Annotated in this window: 16 protein-coding genes; 9 read left to right on the top strand and 7 right to left on the bottom strand. The window is 42.1% G+C overall.

All coding sequences use genetic code 11. The features are described from left to right. Positions 1-600: 600 nt before the first annotated feature. Positions 601-3,324, top strand: a complete 2,724-nt coding sequence (locus MSTHT_RS01780) for a NosD domain-containing protein (protein WP_231588148.1) — start codon at positions 601-603, stop codon at positions 3,322-3,324. 90 nt (positions 3,325-3,414) lie between these two features. Here the strand turns inward: MSTHT_RS01780 and MSTHT_RS01775 are convergent, their stop codons facing one another. From MSTHT_RS01775 to MSTHT_RS14920, 3 genes are all read right to left on the bottom strand, one after another. Further along, a complete protein-coding gene (locus tag MSTHT_RS01775) occupies positions 3,415-6,156 on the bottom strand; it encodes a DEAD/DEAH box helicase (protein WP_048166309.1) in 2,742 nt (913 codons plus the stop codon). 246 nt (positions 6,157-6,402) lie between these two features. Beyond that, entirely contained in the window at positions 6,403-6,789 is a 387-nt protein-coding gene (locus MSTHT_RS14925; protein ID WP_231588147.1) for a hypothetical protein, read from the bottom strand. Between the two features lie 117 nt (positions 6,790-6,906). Continuing rightward, positions 6,907-7,560, bottom strand: a complete 654-nt coding sequence (locus tag MSTHT_RS14920) for an acyltransferase family protein (RefSeq protein WP_231588146.1) — start codon at positions 7,558-7,560, stop codon at positions 6,907-6,909. Between the two features lie 137 nt (positions 7,561-7,697). Here MSTHT_RS14920 and MSTHT_RS01765 point away from each other — a divergent pair, with 137 nt between their 5' ends. Further along, positions 7,698-7,892, top strand: coding sequence for a hypothetical protein (locus MSTHT_RS01765; protein WP_048166308.1), 195 nt, complete (start codon positions 7,698-7,700; stop codon positions 7,890-7,892). A gap of 264 nt (positions 7,893-8,156) precedes the next feature. On the opposite strand, the gene MSTHT_RS01760 is transcribed toward MSTHT_RS01765, so the two are convergent. The 4 genes from MSTHT_RS01760 to MSTHT_RS01745 form a co-directional block, all read right to left on the bottom strand. Then, positions 8,157-8,762: a LemA family protein gene (locus tag MSTHT_RS01760; protein WP_231588145.1), complete on the bottom strand. Its 606-nt coding sequence runs from the start codon at positions 8,760-8,762 to the stop codon at positions 8,157-8,159. Beyond that, a complete protein-coding gene (locus MSTHT_RS01755) occupies positions 8,737-10,587 on the bottom strand; it encodes a DUF2207 domain-containing protein (RefSeq protein ID WP_231588144.1) in 1,851 nt (616 codons plus the stop codon). Before MSTHT_RS01755 ends, MSTHT_RS01760 begins: the two co-directional genes overlap by 26 nt. 196 nt (positions 10,588-10,783) lie before the next feature. After that, entirely contained in the window at positions 10,784-12,622 is a 1,839-nt protein-coding gene (locus tag MSTHT_RS01750; RefSeq protein ID WP_052721794.1) for a DUF2207 domain-containing protein, read from the bottom strand. 455 nt (positions 12,623-13,077) lie between these two features. Next, the gene (locus tag MSTHT_RS01745; protein WP_048166306.1) at positions 13,078-13,317 is read right to left on the bottom strand and encodes a hypothetical protein; all 240 of its coding nucleotides are present in this window, start codon (positions 13,315-13,317) and stop codon (positions 13,078-13,080) included. 358 nt (positions 13,318-13,675) lie between these two features. On the opposite strand from MSTHT_RS01745, the gene MSTHT_RS01740 reads away from it, so the two are divergent. The 7 genes from MSTHT_RS01740 to rrp4 all read left to right on the top strand — a co-directional run bounded on the left by MSTHT_RS01740 (position 13,676) and on the right by rrp4 (position 18,954). Beyond that, positions 13,676-14,266, top strand: coding sequence for a 50S ribosomal protein L15e (locus MSTHT_RS01740; protein ID WP_048166305.1), 591 nt, complete (start codon positions 13,676-13,678; stop codon positions 14,264-14,266). Next, complete coding sequence (locus tag MSTHT_RS01735; protein WP_048166304.1) at positions 14,263-14,706, top strand: RNA-binding protein; 444 nt, start codon at positions 14,263-14,265, stop codon at positions 14,704-14,706. The genes MSTHT_RS01740 and MSTHT_RS01735 overlap by 4 nt, the downstream gene beginning before the upstream one ends. Then, positions 14,699-15,418 (top strand): ribonuclease P protein component 3, encoded by a 720-nt coding sequence (gene rnp3, locus MSTHT_RS01730; protein ID WP_048166303.1) that lies wholly within the window; start codon positions 14,699-14,701, stop codon positions 15,416-15,418. The genes MSTHT_RS01735 and rnp3 overlap by 8 nt, the downstream gene beginning before the upstream one ends. Beyond that, positions 15,415-15,798: an Rpp14/Pop5 family protein gene (locus MSTHT_RS01725; RefSeq protein WP_048166302.1), complete on the top strand. Its 384-nt coding sequence runs from the start codon at positions 15,415-15,417 to the stop codon at positions 15,796-15,798. The genes rnp3 and MSTHT_RS01725 overlap by 4 nt, the downstream gene beginning before the upstream one ends. A gap of 841 nt (positions 15,799-16,639) precedes the next feature. Continuing rightward, positions 16,640-17,389, top strand: coding sequence for an archaeal proteasome endopeptidase complex subunit alpha (gene psmA, locus MSTHT_RS01720; protein WP_048166301.1), 750 nt, complete (start codon positions 16,640-16,642; stop codon positions 17,387-17,389). 78 nt (positions 17,390-17,467) lie between these two features. Beyond that, a complete protein-coding gene (locus tag MSTHT_RS01715) occupies positions 17,468-18,160 on the top strand; it encodes a ribosome assembly factor SBDS (RefSeq protein WP_048166300.1) in 693 nt (230 codons plus the stop codon). Between the two features lie 11 nt (positions 18,161-18,171). Further along, entirely contained in the window at positions 18,172-18,954 is a 783-nt protein-coding gene (gene rrp4, locus MSTHT_RS01710) for an exosome complex RNA-binding protein Rrp4 (protein ID WP_048166299.1), read from the top strand. The last annotated feature ends 37 nt before the right edge of the window (positions 18,955-18,991 follow it).

Below are 18,991 nucleotides of genomic sequence, written 5' to 3'. Positions count from 1 at the left end.
ATCCCCAAATTCAAAGCAAAACGCTAACGTGCTCCTGAAATGCTCTTTATAATTTATTGTGACAGAAAATGCAAGCTGTAAAAGATCAATAGAAGCCTGTTATATAAGCAATCTTCGCAGGCATTTTTCCTATCTAGCAATTTTCTTCTGCACCCTAATTAAGTATAATTTTCCCCTGTCAGGTATACTTTTCCCCTATACCATAATCAGGCATAATTTTCCTTTATATCATAATCAGGTATGAAATTATCCGTATAAAAAAATTCTATTTCGCTTGAAGAATAGCTGAGGCACCTGTTATCTAAATTAAATATCCGGTTTAAAAATTTAAGACTTGAAACGCGTTAAAAAAAGAATTTATGGATTTATAATCTTTTAAATTGCATATAGTCTTCTCACTTACCTTATTTTTGCTAAGAAATTAAAAACAATTATATAATACCGAAAAGAAATTCAATTAGTCCTTAACCTGGCATTTTTTTAAGGGTTTAAGATCTTCTAAAATCTTATTTGTTCGATAAAATCTGATTTGGTTTAAAGGGGGAAGAACAGGTGTGGGTAAGTAGATTGATTGTATTTTTATTGGTTACTATTTTTTTTATGGCTGCAGTTTATAATCCTGCATCCGCCAAGGAAATTACTGTAGACAACAGTGGTCCAGGCGCAGATTTCAAATCTATTCAGGAGGCAGTAAACAATTCCTCATCAGGTGATCTCATTCTTGTTTATCCGGGCTTCTATAATGAATGTGTGGATATATGGAATAATGTAAGCATTCTTTCTGTATCTGAAAATCCTGAGGATACTACTGTTAGGGCTTTTAAACTAAGCGCGAATAATATTACCCTAAGCGGTTTTAGCGTACAAGAATATTTAAATTTACAGGGTCCTAGAAATGATAACTGGGAGGATTTGATTATTTATGATAAAATTGAGAACTGCACTGTTAAGAATAATATTCTAGAATCGGGCATTGGGGCTGATAACTGCGACAATTCCACTATTGAGAAAAATACAATTTTAAAATCAGGTATCTACATATCGGGATCAGGGCGTGATTCTACTTTTACAGTCTCTGATAATCTAATTGTTAGCGGAAATATTAGTGTTGATCACGGACCATATGGATGTCTTCTGCTTAATAACACCCTTTTGGAGGGTGGCATAGGATTAATCTACAGTGATTGCAGAATTCTCGGCAACTATATATCGAATGATCCAGAGTCCGGAATTTCACTCTCAGAAGCTTCTTCTTATATAGAAAACAATACAATTGTAAATTGTAGTGTGGGCATCCATCTAATCTGGTTAGCGGGAATGAATAAGATTTACAATAATACCCTGATACATAACGATAAAGGAATTTCTATTTGGGGCTCAGGAGGCAACTCAATTTTAAACAATACTATTTCAAAAAACAACATTGGGATACTGGTGGACGGCTGGGCTATGGACCAGGCGGGAGATAATTCAATCTTAAATAATACGATTTCAAACAACAATATAGGAATATCACTCGAAGGTGATTCCTCCGGAAATGTAGTAGCCAATAACCGAGTGGAGCTAAATACTCAATGTGGAGTATATATTAACCAGATTAAGGATAATCTCGGTGAGAAGTATGTCGGTAAAGAGTCATATTATGGAATTAACCGGTTCTACAATAATATATTCAATAATACAGTCAACTTCTTTAATGACACAGGCAACTATACAGGCGATGTTGCGAAGGAAGACTATAGCCCCGGAGGAAATTCTGTTTCTTTAAACACTTCCAAAACCTCAGACACTAACATTATATGTGGGCCCTATATAGGCGGCAATTACTGGGCAAAACCTGACGGGACCGGATTCTCACAAACCTGCAACGACTGGAATAAGGATGGAATCGGAGACTCTATCTATACGGTCAGTGCGTATGATATTGATTACCTTCCTCTCGTCTCTATACCTGGAGACCAGCAGCCGGTATTTCCTGTTGCAGAATTCAGTACTAATGCAAGCAATGGTTATTTACCTCTTTCTGTCCTGTTTACAGACCTTTCCCAGAATGCAACGTCCAGGGCATGGGACTTCGAGAATGATGGAATCATTGACTCTACCAATAAAACACCGGTTCACGTGTACCCTGTATCCGGTACCTATACTGTCAATCTGACAGTAAGCAATGAAAATGGTACCTTCTCGAAGTTATATCCAGTAGTAGTATCCGACGGGCCTCAGTATACCTTCATGGAGGCTCAGATTACCAAAAACAAATCAAATCAGGTAAAACCTGCTATTTACGGCGATAGAATAATATTTCTTGATGATTGCAATGTATGGGGATATTATACTATCTATGTTTACGATCTCTCCACTTCCACAGAGGCTCAAATCCCTACCAATATTTCATACTATAATTCTGAGATATGGCCTGCAATCTATGGGGATAGAGTCGTCTGGAATGAATATCGCGATACCAAAGGAGGAGCGGAAGGTTCCAATATACACGTATATAATCTTTCTACCTCTAAAGAAACTCGTATTACAAACAGTGGAAAAGCATTCGATCCTGATATTTACGGTGATAGGATAGTCTGGACGGATTATCGCAATGGAAATGGAGATATTTATATGTACAATTTCTCCACAGGCAGGGAAACAAGGATAACTACAAACGAATCCGATCAAGATGATCCAGCTATCTATGATGATAAAATTGTGTGGCGTGATCGTAAAAAAATAGTGTGGTATGATCGGCACAGAGGATATAGTACGTGGTATAAAGATGATATCTACATGTATAATCTCTCAACATCTACAGAAACTCAAATTACCACCAGCGGATCCGCATCGAATCCAAAAATCCACGGTGACAGGCTGGTTTACTTGAATGGCAGCCATATTTATATGTACAATCTCTCTACCTCTAAGGAGACCAGAATCACCATCACCAATGAATCTAAATCAAATCCTTCTATCTATGGGGATAGAATAGTATGGGCGGATTGGTACAATAGAAACTGGGATATTTACATGTACAATATCTCCACTAACACGGAAACCCAGATCACCACGAATAAGTCCGATCAGATACATCCCGCAATTTATGGCGACAGGATAATCTGGGTGGATTCACGTAATGGATATAGAGTCAATGAACTTTTCCAGGGAAACCAAGACATTTACATGTGTACGGTATCGGTAATGGACCCTTCATTAAAACCGCCTGTTGCCGATTTCTTTGCGAATGTGACCTCGGGAAATGCACCCTTAAAAGCATTATTTACTGACAACAGAAAAGCAGCGAAGAGCCAGAACTGCGGAGCAAACGGAAATTAGCTATCAGGTCTCAAAAGCAGACTTCTCTAGTAAAGCAAGTCCTTTAACCTTCCTGACAAATCTGAGAAACATTATCAGGCACATTATTTCTCAGACAACTTTCCTGATAATCAGTTTCTTTACAACTTTTTTTCCATTTTCTCCATTAACGGCTTCATTTCCTTTATTTTCGGAGATCTCAACCCAGAGCTGGAAGTTGTAATCATTACCTGCTCCAAGGTCTCTGACACGTATTTCAAGGGGTTTCTCCCTTGTGGGTTCTTTTTCTCCTCTGAGTTTCTGGTGGAAGGTTTTTGCGGCAGCTTTTTCAGGAGCAGGGGCAGAGATTACTCCGATCATTCTTCCCTTTTCATCCGTGACAATGAAGGTTTTCTCTTTTTTATCCTGCCCTGCAGGCGATTCCTGTTTTATGGTTTCCCGCCGGAGCTGGCGCCTTACCCTGCTTAGAGCATCGTCTGTACTTCTTTTTTCGGGAGCCTGCCTTGAAGCTCTCCGGACTTCGGAAAGGTGTTTTTCTTTCCTTTCGGGCGGAATATAGGGGGCTTTTCCGAGAATCTCATGCAGGAGCATGATTGCAGCATGTTTGTCCAGAGGTTCATTATTATTTCCGCACTTCGGGGACTGAATACAGCTCGGGCAGCCACTTTCACAGGGACAGCTCTCGATTGCTTTTAGGGTGCCGTCAAGCACCTCTTCTATAAGGTCATAACCTTTTTCTGCGTACCCCACTCCACCCCTGTGCCCGTCATAAATGAAGATCCCGCTTTTGTTTCCGAGGTCAGGATGGGACGGCGTGGAAACCCCACCTACATCGCTCCTGTCCACAAGCAGATGAAGAGGGTACATTGAGATCATTGCATGTTCTATGGCGTGGATCCCGCCTGCAAAATCCAGTTTATGTTCCCCTACAAGTTCCTGCAGCCTGTCCGGAAGCTTGAGCCAGACAGCCATTGTCTGGAGGCTTATTGAAGGCATCTCAAGGTTGTGTGCGCTCATTATTTCATTACTCTGGGTCTGGATTTTCCTGTAACCAATAACTCTGTCCGTCACCTCGACTTCCCCAAGCCCAACCTCAACCTCCGGCGCGTGCAGCAGAGGCTTTACCGCATATGTTTCCTGTACAATCACAGACGAGTCGATCATGGGTTTCGTATAATAAGCATCATGCGTTTTTACAGCATGGATCTCCTTCTTTTCATGGTCGATCCTGTTTATGTAATAAGGTTCTCCCCTGTGCATGTAAACAGCCCCGGGATGGCACTCCCTGAAGGCTAGAGTTTCCTCGATGTCTTTTTCTATAGGGAAGCATTTTTCCCCTTCAAAAGCGAGCAGAGAGTAAGTATTATTATCGATTCCCCGGAGAGAAACGTGCTTGTACGGGAACGGGTCAGTCGAATACTTCAGGTCGTTACCTGCAAGCAGACCTTCGATCTCCAGAAGTTCCACAACTCTTGAATAGCCTTGCCCGAAGTATTTCTCGTCAGATGTCTTTAGAGGAATTTCTTTTGCGGCACAGAGCAGGTGTCCAGCAAGGATATATGGATTTCCGGGGTTGAGTACGGCATTTTCACTGCTTCTTGCAAAAAAGTCAGCAGGATTTCTCATATAATACTGATCAAGAGCGTTTGTGCCTGCTACAAGGACAACAAGGCTTTCGTTTCCACTTCTGCCCGCCCTACCTGCCTGCTGCCTTGCACTCATAACTGTCCCCGGATACCCGTCCAGAATACAGACATCAAGTCCTCCAATATCTATCCCCAGTTCGAGTGCATTTGTGGATATAACCCCCCGAAGTTCTCCAGAATTCATTTTCTTTTCGATTTCTTCCCTTTCCCTGTCAAAATAGCCGCTTCTATAGGAACAGATTGCAGAAGAGAGATTTTTCCTCCTTAAAAGCTCCCGGCAGTGTTTATACATCCTTTCAACTCCCTGCCTGGACCGGGTAAAAGCTAGAGTTTGGAATCCTGCCTGTACAGCCTCTGCAAAAAGCGAAGAAGCCTCGGAAAAGCTGCTTCTCCTCAGTGTGCACCCTTTATTGTTTATGTAAAGTGGCGGGTTCCAGAAAACGAACTGCTGACTGCCCTGAAGAGAACCGTTGTTCTCAACCACTGCAGCTTTTCGCCCGATAAGGGTTTCCGTATGGTCGTCCGGATTTCCTATAGTCGCAGAACAACAAATAAACTGCGGAGATGCCCCGTAATACTTAGCCACGCGTAAAAGCCGCCTTAGCAGGTTTGCCATATTGCTGCCTATAACCCCCCGATAGTAATGACTCTCGTCAACGACTATGAACCTGAGGTTCGAGTAAAAGCGCCTCCAGAGATGATGCCAGGCAAGAAAACTCATATGGATCATTTCAGGGTTTGTTAAAACCACATTGGTTTGCCCTTCTCTTACCGTCCTTTTCTCGGCTTCTGAGAGAGCGCCTGTATATCTGGCTATGCCTGCCCCTGATTTCAGAGCTGCTTCAAATTCCAGAAAAGACTTTAACTGGTCGTTTACAAGGGCATTTAAAGGAGAGATATAAAGGGCGGTTGCTTCGGGCTCATTAAGAATGGTCTCAAAAATAGGAATCATATAAGTAAGGGACTTTCCACTTGCTGTAGTCGTACACAATACAACGTCTTTTCCTTCCCGGACTTTTTCTATGGCTTCTACCTGATGCGTATACAGATTTTCAATCCCGATGCCTGAAAGGGCTGCTTTTACCTGTGGTTTCAGCTCAAGAGGCGCATACAGGGCTTCTCTTGCAGGAATTTTTTCATTATGAATTATCTGGTTTTCATAGCGGCTAGAAGCTTGAATCTGATCTAAGAAGAGGGAAATGTCCATTTTTTTCGGCACCGTTTTATTTTATGCTGGAGATCTATCCGGATGTTATTCTTATAGTATTTTGCTTTTTCTTTCCTACTTTTCGCAGTTCTTCTGGCATCAGTCTACACAGGGTGTAACAGTATAGTGTAACCATAAAGCTGCTGGAGAATAATCCAAAAAAATATAATCGGCTAATGTAGCCGGAGTATAAAATGGGAGATACCCTGAAAACCCTGCAGCATCAATTTACGAATCTCTGCAGCATCAATTTACGAATTTCCTCAAGCGAATCCTTAAACCTCCAGAACTCTCGGAAGACCTCTTTTTTCCGAGTAAGAACGGGAAGTAATTATTGATAAGGAAAATTACAGGTATCAGGCAGAGCAGGTTCAGCACTGTCAAGCCAAGAGCAAAGCCGACATTGTAATAATATGCCTCAACATCAATCACAAAGACCAGAACTATAAGTTTTGTAAGGATATCTTTTACAGGGAAGTGAAGCGCAAGAACAATCAGGCTGTTTCTCCCGTAATATTCCAGTACCTTTGAACTCCCGATGTTTTTGAAAAGATAAACAAAGGTAAATATTCCTGAAAAGCCCAGCAGGTAGTAAGAGAAGAAGTTTCCGTATTTCAGCACGTTCATATTCATCTCTTCTGCCGTAGGAAAGTGTAAAAGGTATCCAAAATACAGCAGGTTTATAAAGGCAAGAATACCGGGAAGGAACTTCCAGACCTTGTTAAACCCTTTTTTGAGTTTCGCATCTGGCTAGGGCTGGGGACTCAGGCTAGCTTTAGGCTTTTCCAGCAGTTTCCGCTCTTCAGGTTCCAGGAATTTTTTGAACAAATTTCCAGCCCCATAAAAAACCACAGCCGTGAGAGCCACATCCGCATTCCAGGGCAGCCTGAAAGGCACATAGACCGAATAAAGATATCCCAGCACTCCGACAACCGTGAGCCAGAACATAAGCTTTCCCGGTTCAGCGTAATATCTCTTTGCAAACCCGTAAAAGAGAAGCTCGGTTATAAAAAGGCAGGTCAGGAACCAGAGAGGCGGATTGTAAGAGATCATGGGTCCCAGTGCATAGACTATGGAATGAATGTTTTCGGCAGGACTGTCTTTGAAAAAGTCAATATTCGTGATCCCTGGCTGGTACCATATATCCAGTAATAAATAAAACAGACAGGTAAGCAGGGCAAAGCCGAAGTAAGGAATGATAAGTGACCTGAATCTTTTCTTCACAAACTTTGCAGCCGATGATGTATATTTCCCAAAATCAAACAGCAGCCCGGATATGAAAAAGAAAAGCGGCATATGAAAGGAAAAGATGTAAGTATCGAGCGCGACAGGCAGTTTATGATGTGAAAAAACAACAAGTATAATCCCGATTCCTTTTAAAGCATCTATCCATTGAAGTCTCATCCTATTAAAAAATAAATACCTTTATATAACAATCTTTTGGACTGGATTTACGCTTCAAGAGGACGGGATCTTTTCACTGCCCGAGTCCCGTCTCGGGAGGACGGTGCCCTTTTCGCTTCGCTCAAGAGGGCTTATTTTTGGACGGAAAATTTTACTCATTTTTGCCCGATCCTGCAAGCCTTTTAACGGGCTTCCTTAAAAAACTTAAGTGTGTACTTTTTTCTAAAAAGTTTGATCACAAGCCTTTTCAAAAAAGGCTTGAGCGAAAACTTTTTGAGAAAAGGTTTTATCGAAAACGGCTGGTAGGCGTGGTCAAGCGGCGCAACCCTTGATGATAAACCGGCGCAACGGTTTCGGTCAAGCCTTTTCGTAAAAGGGTTGCAGCGTGACGTTTGCGTTCAAGAGGGCTAATGCTTCCTCTTTTTGCTTTCTCTCAATTTTTTTCTTCGACTTCCATTTGCCTTTTGTGAAGGGTGTCAAGCAAGCTGGTAGAGACTTTCGTAGTTATTTATTAACTAAAAAATGTTCCCGAGTAGAAGGGATTTTTTCCAACCCATACAACCTGTTCGCCATCCAGTCATTTCCAGTGGAGATATTTAGAATTTAACCTTTGGAGTCTCCCTTTCTGCCTGCTGGGTTTCAAATAAATCTTTTTTCGTGAATCCCATGAGGGATGCGACAATATTTTTAGGGATTGTCTGAATGCTGATATTGTACTTCATGACAGTATCATTATAAAACTGCCTTGAATAGGCAATTTTATTCTCAGTCTCCATGAGGTCTTTCTGAAGCTGCATAAAGTTCTGATTGGCTTTCAGTTCAGGGTAATTTTCTGCAACTGCGAATAGGGATTTGAGGGTTGAGGACAGATAATTTGATGCTTCTGCCGTTTCACTGATGCTATTTGCAGACATCACCGCAGCTCTGGCTTTTGTGATATCTTCTAAAAGAGTTTTTTCGTGTTTTGCATAGCCTTTCACGGTTTCTACAAGATTTGGAATAAGGTCATAGCGCCTTTTAAGCTGGACATCTATTTGAGCCCAGGCATTTTCTACCCTGTTTCTTTGTTTTATAAGATCATTGTAAATTATGACAAAAAGTAACCCCAGAATTATTAATATTATTATCGAGATCTCCAGTAACAAGAAATCACCATCCGTTAAATTGAAATATACCTTAACGGGCTCCACCGCCTCCGCCACCTGAACCTCCGCCCACTCCGCTTACTCCCCCGCTTCCGTATGAAGATGGAGCTGAAGATGGAGCTGAAGATGAGTAAGCACTCTCAAAGCCTGAACCGAACTGGCCGAAGCTGTGGTACACGTAGTAAAAATGGCTTGTTTCCATTTGTTCAGCAGGAACCACTAATGACATGTTTTTAAGGACTTCTTCTGCAACTCCAAGAGCGGTTGCATATACCAGATAAGAGTCCCAGAGTTCAATGGATTCCGGAGGATGCTCTTTTAGCGCGGAAAAATCCGTGAGGTATTTTTTGAAGTTGTTCCAGCGTTCATAAAAAAGCCTCCCTTCTGGAGTCCAGCGCCCAAGCGCCTTTTCGAATACCGCTGAGAAAATTATCATGACTATCCCGAAAGCTGCAATCAAAATTACAAGTATTTTTACATTGGATGCCCGAGGGAATGCATCTGATGGGAAAAAATTAGAAACTGCGATAAAATAAATGATTGCTGCAATTGTAGTAATTGCGCCGAAAATGCTCATGTATTTGTTCCCAGTGGATTTGAAGAGTTTTTCAACTGCAATATGCCTTTTAACCTTCTCATCCCAGGCGAGAATAAAATCATAGAAATCTGTCCCTTTTCCAAGTTCTTTTTTCAGTTTGTTCCATGAAATTTTGTTTCCAGAAGCATGTTTTTTCAATAAATTGAGCACGTCTTTCTCGAAATCTGCTAGTTCTGGGAACTTCCCCTCAGCTTTCGCGTAAGATTCTGGACTTTCAAGTTCAATTAAAATGTCTTCAGATTTGGATTTAAACAAACCATATGCCTTGCTTTCTTCAGATGTTATAGTACGAAGAGAAATATAACCAAGGTTGGCAAGGTTCATAACCGTAGCAGTAAATCCGTCCATTGTAGGGATGCCTATTTCCCCCTGCATTATAGCATTGACTATCGCAGGTTTTGAATCGGTAGGAGGTTCTCTTTCATATACTGCTTCGTAGTCTATTTTCGGTTCTCTTCCATATTTGAAGTAGATGAGGAAGGGAACTGCCAGATAAATGAGAGCGAAAAGAACTGTCAGACCGTAAAGGCTATTTAAAATTGATACTTTTCGCTGGTATTCATTTTCAATAGCTGTTATTTCTTTGAGGCCTTCTGAGTTGTCTATCTGAACAATACTGGAGTTGGGGGATTCTATCCTTGGAAAAACAACTCTGATTTCATACCATCGATATGAAGGAATTTCTCCCGTCCTTAAATAGAGAGTGTTCTTTTCCACACTAACATTCTGAGTGTAGTCAGCCGGGTGTATCCAGTACTGAATCTCACTCTCGTTTTCAACAGGGAGTGTAATGCTTCCTTTCAAGTTTCCAAGAGATTTTTCCCATTCTTCGCCCCAGAGCTTATAGTGAAATTCGGAAACATCGTTATGGACTTTAACTACACCGTAATGATCGTAAGAAACAAAAAAAGTCACTTTTTCAGGAGTCGGGGTTAGAAGTTCACCTATCAACTCGTATCCTTCAGAAGTCTCTTCTACTCTGAAAGTACATGCATTATCCGAACAATATCCCTGGATATTCCGAATAGATTCTCCTGGAGACACTTTAAGGACTCTAAAAACTTCACTATAATCCCCATCAAAAGTGTATGAAATCGATTCCTCAACATGAACAATGCCTGCGGGATCTATAGTTATATTCGTTGTCGCTTCTTCCAGAGTATAGTCCCTCGCACTGGCTGAGGGCACCAGAAAAAAAAGAACCAGCAGAGTAGCAGTTATAGCTATTTTCAGGAATGCAGGATTAGTACATGTTTCTTTTACAGGTTTAAGAGATCCTTTCAAAAATCTCAGCCAGATTCCCCCAAATCCATATTATATTCAATATATTAAATTTTACCGGAGTTCTCTTACAAAATAGCAAAACATGAAAATTAGAGTAGGTCTGCACTGCAATTAAGAATGCAAAATCCTTAAAAACTAATTAATTATAGGCTACTGATTTTCAAGGTTTTTTTGACAGATCTCAAGGTATCAGCTATTATTCAGTTCCGCTGTTCTCCTCAAAACCACCTCCTATATTGCCAGCCTCCTCTGTCTCCATCTCCTCCTTGATAGGATGATGAGAAGGCATTTCCGTGTCGTAACCAGACTTGCTATAATAATTGCAGCTTATAGGATGAAAGCGGCTCCTTTTTAACTGCTCGGGCGGAACAATCTGAGATATATTTTGAAGCATTTCCTTTGCGACTCCGAGAGAGACAGCATATATAAAATAGGAATCCCAGACCTCAACTGATTCAGGAGGGTGTTCTTTTAGAGCAGAGAGGTCTGTAATATATTTTTTAAAATTGTTCCAGTGTTTGTAGTAAAGGTTTCCTTCGGGAGTCCATCGTCCAAAAACCGTTATGAACGTATTTGAGAATTTTGTCATAATGAATCCATAAATCCCAATCGAAGCCGTCAACACACAAATCTTTGATGTCAGAGGAAAAACTTTTGAAGGGAAAAACCCGGTGATTAAAATATAATAAACAATTGCTGCTATTAAAATCAATCTAGAAAACCAGTACATGTACACATGTCCGGTGGATTGGAAGAACTTATCAAACGCCGTGTATGCCTGAACTTTCTTGCTCCAGGCAATTAAGAACTTATAGGAATCCGGTTCGTTTTGAAGCTCTTTTTCAAATTTTTTCCAGGAGATTTTCCCTTCGGAAGCATGCGCCTTTAACAAACTGAGCACATCTTCTTCAAAATCTTCCAGTTTAGTGGAGACTCTACTGGTTTGAGGGTCTTTCTCATTACCGGGAAGTTCTACCATAAAATCTCTGGATCCGGGCTCCTGAGTATCTGACAAGTCTTTCTCTTCGGGTTTTAAGTTCCGGAATGAAATATAGCCTCGGTTAACAAGATCCAGAATGGTTGCAGTAAATCCATCTATTGTGGGGATACCCATGCTCCCTTTCATAACGGCATTTACAACGGCAGGCTTGGAATCGGCAAAGATATCTCTTTTAGATATTGTTCTATGATCGATCTCCGGTTCTCTTCCATAGCGATAGTATATAAAAATAGGAAACGCCAGAACAAAGAGTGCAAATAAAACTGTCGCACTATACAGATCTTCCAGGATCAGCCCTTTCTTTTGATATTCACTTTCAATAGCCAGTATCTTTTCGAGCCCTGCGGAATTATCCACCTGGACAAGATCTGAATTGGGGGATGCAATTCTCGGGAAAACCGCCCGGATCTCATACCACTGGGTGGAAGGGATCTCATCTGTTCTTAGCAGAATGACATCATTTTTTACATTTACTTCCCGGGTATAGTCAGCCGGATGAATCCAGTACCTGATTTCACTCTCGTTTTTCACCGGAAGCATAACACTTCCTTTAAATTTCTTTAAAGGTTTCTCCCATTCACCTCCCCACAGCTTATAGTTAAGTTCAGAGACATCCCTGTAAACTTTGACTGCACCGTAGCAATCGTAAGAAATATGAAATGTTAATCTTTCAGGGGTAGGGTCTGGAAGCAAACCTATTAATCTGTACCCATCCTGAGTCGGTTCAATCAAGAGTTCACATTCTTTATCGGAAAAATGCGCCTCAACATTCTCGATAGATCCTCCCGGCAGGGTTTTTAGTTCTCTGTGAACATCGAAATACTTCCCATCAAATACATATGAAACCGACTCTTCAACATGGACAACCCCGCGGGGATTAACTGTTATATGTGTCTCAGCTTCTTCCAGTGAGTATTTTGCACTGACTGGAGATACCAGGCAGATAGCAAGCAGCAAAAAAGTGAGTGTTTTCAATAGCAAGGATCTGAGTTTTGCCTCTCTGGCACCCCCGCAGGAAGCATCTGAAAGCCCCAATAATTTCCCCCAACCCATATTATATTACGGATAATATAATTATCCGGAATCTTCTTAAGACTTGGGTATGAGCCGAGCCTCTTAAACGAAGAGAAGGTCAGTCATCTGGCAGAAGACTACAAAAGTTTCAAAGTAGAAGAGTTTGAAGAAGGCGAGTTTCCCAGGAAGCTTTATCAGTAACCATGCGGGAATAAAGATGGGCAAGCTTTGATAAGATTCAGATAGCAGGAAATTACTCAATAAAAAACCGTTATTGCTTGCAATCCGGAAATAGGAAAAGCTGCGCCTGTGTTTCCTGTTTTTTATTCTTTCCCGCTTTTCCTGATTAGAAACTTCTCATTTTAAATCATAAAAAAAATCAAAAGCAGTTGTACTTATTACTTAATAGCACGAGTATACGCTATAAAATCATGTGTATATAGTTGAATTTTATGTTTGCATTGAAAATTTTTATGTTAAAATCTTTTTTCGTTGAATACAATTTTTGATATAATTAATTTAAAATAATTTATGTCATTAGTATATTCTGGAGTGGGAAACCGGAGAAAAGGGGCGAACTGAGATCTACCACATAGGAGAACCTCCTGAGGGCGCTGATCCATCTCTTCGAAATGTGTTTGGGGGAGCACGAGATCTTCGAAGAGGCTGCATTGGGGGGATGCAGTAAACGGATTCAGCGCCTCAAGGTTCTTCATACTCTTACTACTCTTACTAACCGATTTCTTAATATCTCATAAGCTGATTTCTCATAGCTGGTAAGATATTTCTCAATATTTTGAATCTGCTTTTTAGTGCTTTCTTATTACTTTTTATTACTTTTCCAATTTTTTCGGGCAATTGCCTTAAATCTAATCCATGTTTTTCTCTTTTCTACCTGAACTAATCCAGTGCTTTTTGTGGATTTTTTACCCTTAATAGCTTTTGCATAGGCAAAGCTTTAAATCAAATGATTCAGTTTATCGCATGTTTCATTTTCGGGATTAGATCCCGTTGGAATGTGGTCCTGTAGGGCAGGGCTGAACCGTGAAACAAAAGTGAAACTTGGTGTTTAAATTGGTAAAATCTTTTTATACATACGTACGCGATGCATGGAAAAACCCTGATGAGACTTATGTGAACGACCTCCGCTGGGAGCGCTTGCAGGTCTGGAGAAAGCAGGGATCTGTGACCAGAATTGAAAGACCGACCAGAATTGACAGGGCACGCTCCCTTGGATACAAAGCCAAGCAGGGCATTGTAGTCGCCAGGGTAAAGGTACGCCGCGGAGGGCTTGGTAAAACAAGGTTCAACCGTGGAAGAAGAACCCAGAGAATGGGAGTAAACAAGATCACAGGTGGCATGAGCATTCAGAGGATTGCTGAATCCCGTGCAGACCGCAAATACCCCAACCTTGAGGTCCTGAACTCTTACTGGGTAGGAGAGGATGGAAAGCACAAATGGTATGAAGTTATTCTTGTAGATCCCCACCACCCCGTGATAAAGAGCGACAAAAACCTGAACTGGATTTGCGACCCGTCTATCAGGGACAGAGCCGCAAGGGGCAAGACCAGCGCTGGCCGCAAGGGCAGAGGCTTGTCTACACGCGGAAAAGGTACTGAGAAAACCAGACCAAGTATCCGTGCACACAAGAGTCGAGGCAAGTGATTCATCACATAATACTGCGTGTGATCGCCCACGCAACTGAAGATGTTTCCAGAGTCCGCGAGGCTCTGGACCTTTTTTTATCTGGTGCCGGCGTCCGGGAAGGAAGCGAATTGATTGAAGAGCTTCAAGCTGAAGGGCACCATGGAAATCCTATTACTATCCTGAGCGTACAGCTTAAAAGAAAGGCAGACTGTCTGAATTTTGCCCGTTTTGTCAGGGAAAGACTTTCTGAGGAAGACGTAGCAAAGCTCAGAGAAGAAATGCCTGAAAGGCTGGACGAGAACCAGGTCTTCCATCTCCGCTTTGACAAACAGGCTGCATACTTGCAGCAGGTGAGGCTGACCAATTCCTCGGATGCGATCACTGCAAAAATCAAGATCGAAACATATCCGAAGAGCCGGGAAAAAGCCGGAGCTATAGTGGAGGAGTTGTTTGGGTAAACCGAAATTCTACGATTTTTGCGTTCATGCGGTGCCAGACGGGGAAAATACTGCTGAGCAGCTTGCTGCCCTCGCCAGACATTTTGGGTACAGCGGGATTGCGCTTGCAAATCACTCGGATAAACTTCCTCAATCGCAGCCTGAACTATCTTCTACTAATGAGTTTGAGATTTTCAGGGGAATCGAGCTTGTAGAGGAAAATCCCTCAAAACTTCATGGACTTATTGGAAAATTTCGGAAATCTGTGGATGTCCTTATAGTGCATGGAGGTTCCGAAAACATCAATAGGGCTGCACTGGAAAATCCGCAAGTGGATATCCTTAACCATCCGGCTTTTGAGAAGAGCAGCGGGTTAAATCAGGTGCTTGCAAAAGCCGCAGCTGAAAATAACGTTGCAATCGGCCTGACATTAAGACCCTTTCTTCATTCAAGAGGTCCAAGGCGCGTTCGCCTGTTGTCGGATCTCAGGGCAAACCTTGACCTTGCCAGAAAATATGACGTTCCCCTTGTCCTTTCTAGCGATGCGATGTCCTGTTTTGACCTTCGTTCTCCGAGGGATGCCCTTGCCCTCGCTGAAGTCTGCGGGCTTGAAGAAGACGAAGCCCTTGAAGCCATGACGACTGTGCCTGAAAGAATAATCTCGAAAAACCGCCCAGGTCCCGGGTATATCAGGGAAGGTGTAGAGGTGCTTGAGGAGGGAAATTACTTTTGAAACGTCTGCTTCCTTCGCTTCGTGCAAAAAAACGCTATCTGGCTTTTGAACTGGTTTCTGAGGGGCAGGTCAGCAGGAGTGATCTCGTCAAAGAGGTTATGTCCTCGGCTTCTTCCCTGCTTGGGGATGTCACTGCAAGTGAATGTGATATCAGAGTACTGGGATTCGAAGACTGTAAAGGCATTATCCAGTGCTCTCACACTAAAGTGAAAGAAACAAGGGCTTCCCTGGCAACTCTTACCAGGGTTGGCGGAAAGAGGGCGACTTTGCACGTACTTGGGATATCGGGCACGATTAAAAAAGCAACCGAAAAATTTCTCCAAAATCATACGGTTTTCAAGCCTGAAATCAGAATGAAATCCAGAAAGGTTGAAGAATAACAAGCCAGGCAGGATTCAGGAAAGCCAGATTAAGTAAGTTTAGGAGTCACTGATTTTTATGCCAGGCTTGGAAAGTTTGGGTCTTGAGACAGTAGAAAACTATTTAATGAACTATCAGGATGCTGTTTAATATATACTATAATGAATGACTATATTAATGAGTATATTAGTTGTAACAGGTATAATATTGATTGGCAGGACTGATTGATAGGAAAGTAGTTGGCAGGAAAACCAAATCCGGACGATTGCGGGTCTGATTGGAAAGCAGACAGAAACCCGAATAAGATGATGCTGTAGAAGTAAGAGTTCTTCTAAGATTTCAAAATCCGGCTTTAAATGCTGAAAAACTCGAAGCTTCACAAGCATTATAACTGAGTAAATACACTTTATTAGCGAACTTAGTTAACATTGGAACTGAAATTAAAAACTTAAAAAAGCTCTTAAAGTGTGCGTATTCAGATCTGGAAACATACTTTGCAGGGTAGAAATACCTTTGAATTCCTGCAACTGGGGTATTTTCCGCAAGTTTCGTCCGAAAATTTCTTTCAGAACTGAAAGTTCCGAATGGAAGGTTAAAAACTCTAATAAGGTAGAAATACGTTATAGGAAATCAAAAGTCGGTTTCCTTACCTGAACAATGGGTCGGGGACTTTCAGTCTTTCAGTCCTGAATTTTCGGAATATTCGCGCAGCAGTTCATAATCACTGACCAAAGCCTTTTTGGGGAAGGCGGTGATTTAGCTGACTAGCCTGCGAACAGGAGATACTTAAAGGAAGAAAGCCCGGTTTCTTGCCGGGAAGATGAAAATAATACAAAATAAAAATTAAGGGAGATACGGAATATGCAGATGGCACCACAGATGGGCTATGACAGGGCGATTACTGTTTTCAGCCCTGATGGAAGACTTTTTCAGGTAGAGTATGCCCGCGAAGCGGTCAAAAGGGGAACAACAGCCGTGGGGATCAAGGCAGTCGATGGGGTAGTGCTGCTGGTTGACAAGCGAATAACAAGCAGGCTTGTGGAAGCCGAGTCAATTGAAAAAATTTTCCAGATTGACGACCACATAGGGGCAGCAACCTCAGGACTTGTAGCGGATGCCCGCTCCCTTGTTGACAGAGCCCGTGTAGAAGCGCAGATCAACAGGGTTTCTTATGACGAGCCCATAGGTGTGGAGGTTATCTCTAAGAAAATCTGCGATCACAAGCAAACTTACACTCAGTACGGCGGAGTTCGCCCGTATGGGACTGCACTTCTGATTGCAGGCGTGGATGACAATCTGCCCAGACTCTTTGAAACTGACCCGAGCGGGGCGCTCCTTGAATACAAGGCAACAGCTATCGGAGCAGGCAGAAATGCGGTCGTTGAGGTCTTTGAGGCTGAATACAGGGAAAATATGAACATGGACGAAGCTATCCTTCTTGGCATGGATGCGCTCTATAGGGCTGCTGAAGGCAAGTTTGATGCATCTACCCTTGAGGTTGGTGTTGTGTCGCTTAAGGATAAAAAATTCAGGAAATTGGTTCCTGAAGAAGTTGAGAATTATGTCCAGCAAATCCTTATGAAATATCGCGAAACTGAGCGCAAAGAATAAAATCTATATAATATTTGAGAGTGAGTAATCAGAGAATCTTCGGATTCTCAAATAATGTTTTGGAGAAGGTATTCGAAAATGGTGTCCCTGGACGAGGCAGTGACTGCACGGCTCAAGAGAGGCAACAAACACTTCGAGGTCCTGGTCGAGCCCGAAGGGGCTCTGGCCTACAAACGAGGAGAGGACGTAAACCTTGAAGATATCCTGGCGGTTGAAACTATCTTCGAAGACGCAAGCCGAGGGGATCGAGCAGCAGAGTCCGATATTGTCAATGCTTTTGAGACGACCGACCCTTTAAAGATTGCTGCCATGATTCTGAAAAGTGGGGAGCTTCAGCTCACTGCTGATCAGAGAAAACGCATGATCGAAGAAAAAAAGAGAAAAGTTATCTATACCATTTCCAGAAATGCTATAAACCCCCAAACAAAAGCACCGCACCCCCCCGCTCGGATCGAAAGAGCGATGGAAGAAGCAAAGGTGCATATAGACCCCTTAAAAAGCGTGGATCAGCTGGTCAATATTACAATGAAAGCCATTCGCCCGCTTATACCTATACGCTTTGAGGAGATCAATATTGCTGTGAAAATCCCTCCCGAGTATGCTCCCAAAGCATACGGAGAGATTTCCAGAATCGGAAGTATTACAAAAGAAGAATGGCAGCCTGATGGCTCTTGGATTGCAGTTGTAAGAATCCCTGCAGGAGTCCAGACTGATTTTTACGCTCTTATAAATCATCTTACAAAGGGAGAGGCTCAAACTAAACTTTTATAAGAGGATGTTGGATGGATAAAAAAATAGTGATCCCTGGTGACCTGCTATCCGAAAATTCCAAGAAAGCCGGATACGGGACTTATGTCAAGAACGATAAGATCTATTCTTTGTTTTGCGGTATTGAAAGTCTTAAAGAGGATAAAGTTGGAGTGATCCCTCTTGCGGGAGCCTATATCCCTTCCGTGAATGATGTAGTGATCGGGGTCGTTATTGCGGTTACGCCATCCAACTGGATAATGGATATTGCCTCTCCTTATGAAGGCCTGTTCCATGTATCTGAGTATCCCAGAAGAATAGAACCCCAAGAAATGTCCGAAGTTCTGGATGTAGGCGACTCTGTAATTCTCAGAGTAAAAGATGTAGACAGTTCTATGAAAGTCGAGCTTGCCCTCCGGGATTCAACCCTCCATAAACTTAAAACAGGCCATATTGTCGAAATTGAGCCTGTAAAAGTCCCACGTGTGATCGGACATGGCGGTTCCATGATCTCAATGCTGAAGAAAGAGACAAACTGTAGCATTTTTGTTGGCCAGAACGGTAGAATATGGATCGATGGAAAGGACGACGATGTGGAGCTTTTAAGCAGGGCTCTCAGAAAGATCGAAGCCGAAGCCCAGCATTCCGGATTGACAGATCGGGTCTACAATTTCATAAAAAATGAGAAGAGTAAACAAAAAGAATCTAAGCCCGCTAAGTTTTTTAAAAGCGAAAAGAAAGAGGAAAAGCTGCCTAAAGAAGATCATTCCGAAGAAATTTACAGGAAGATCGATGTGCTGCTGGATCCAAAGAACTGAGTTCCGGATATTATGAGGGATTTTAGGAAAGCTTCTG

It is taken from the genome of Methanosarcina thermophila TM-1 (genome assembly GCF_000969885.1).
GTDB lineage: Archaea > Halobacteriota > Methanosarcinia > Methanosarcinales > Methanosarcinaceae > Methanosarcina > Methanosarcina thermophila.
Note: the sequence above shows the minus strand (reverse complement) of the source record. Positions and strands in the feature narration are given on the sequence as shown.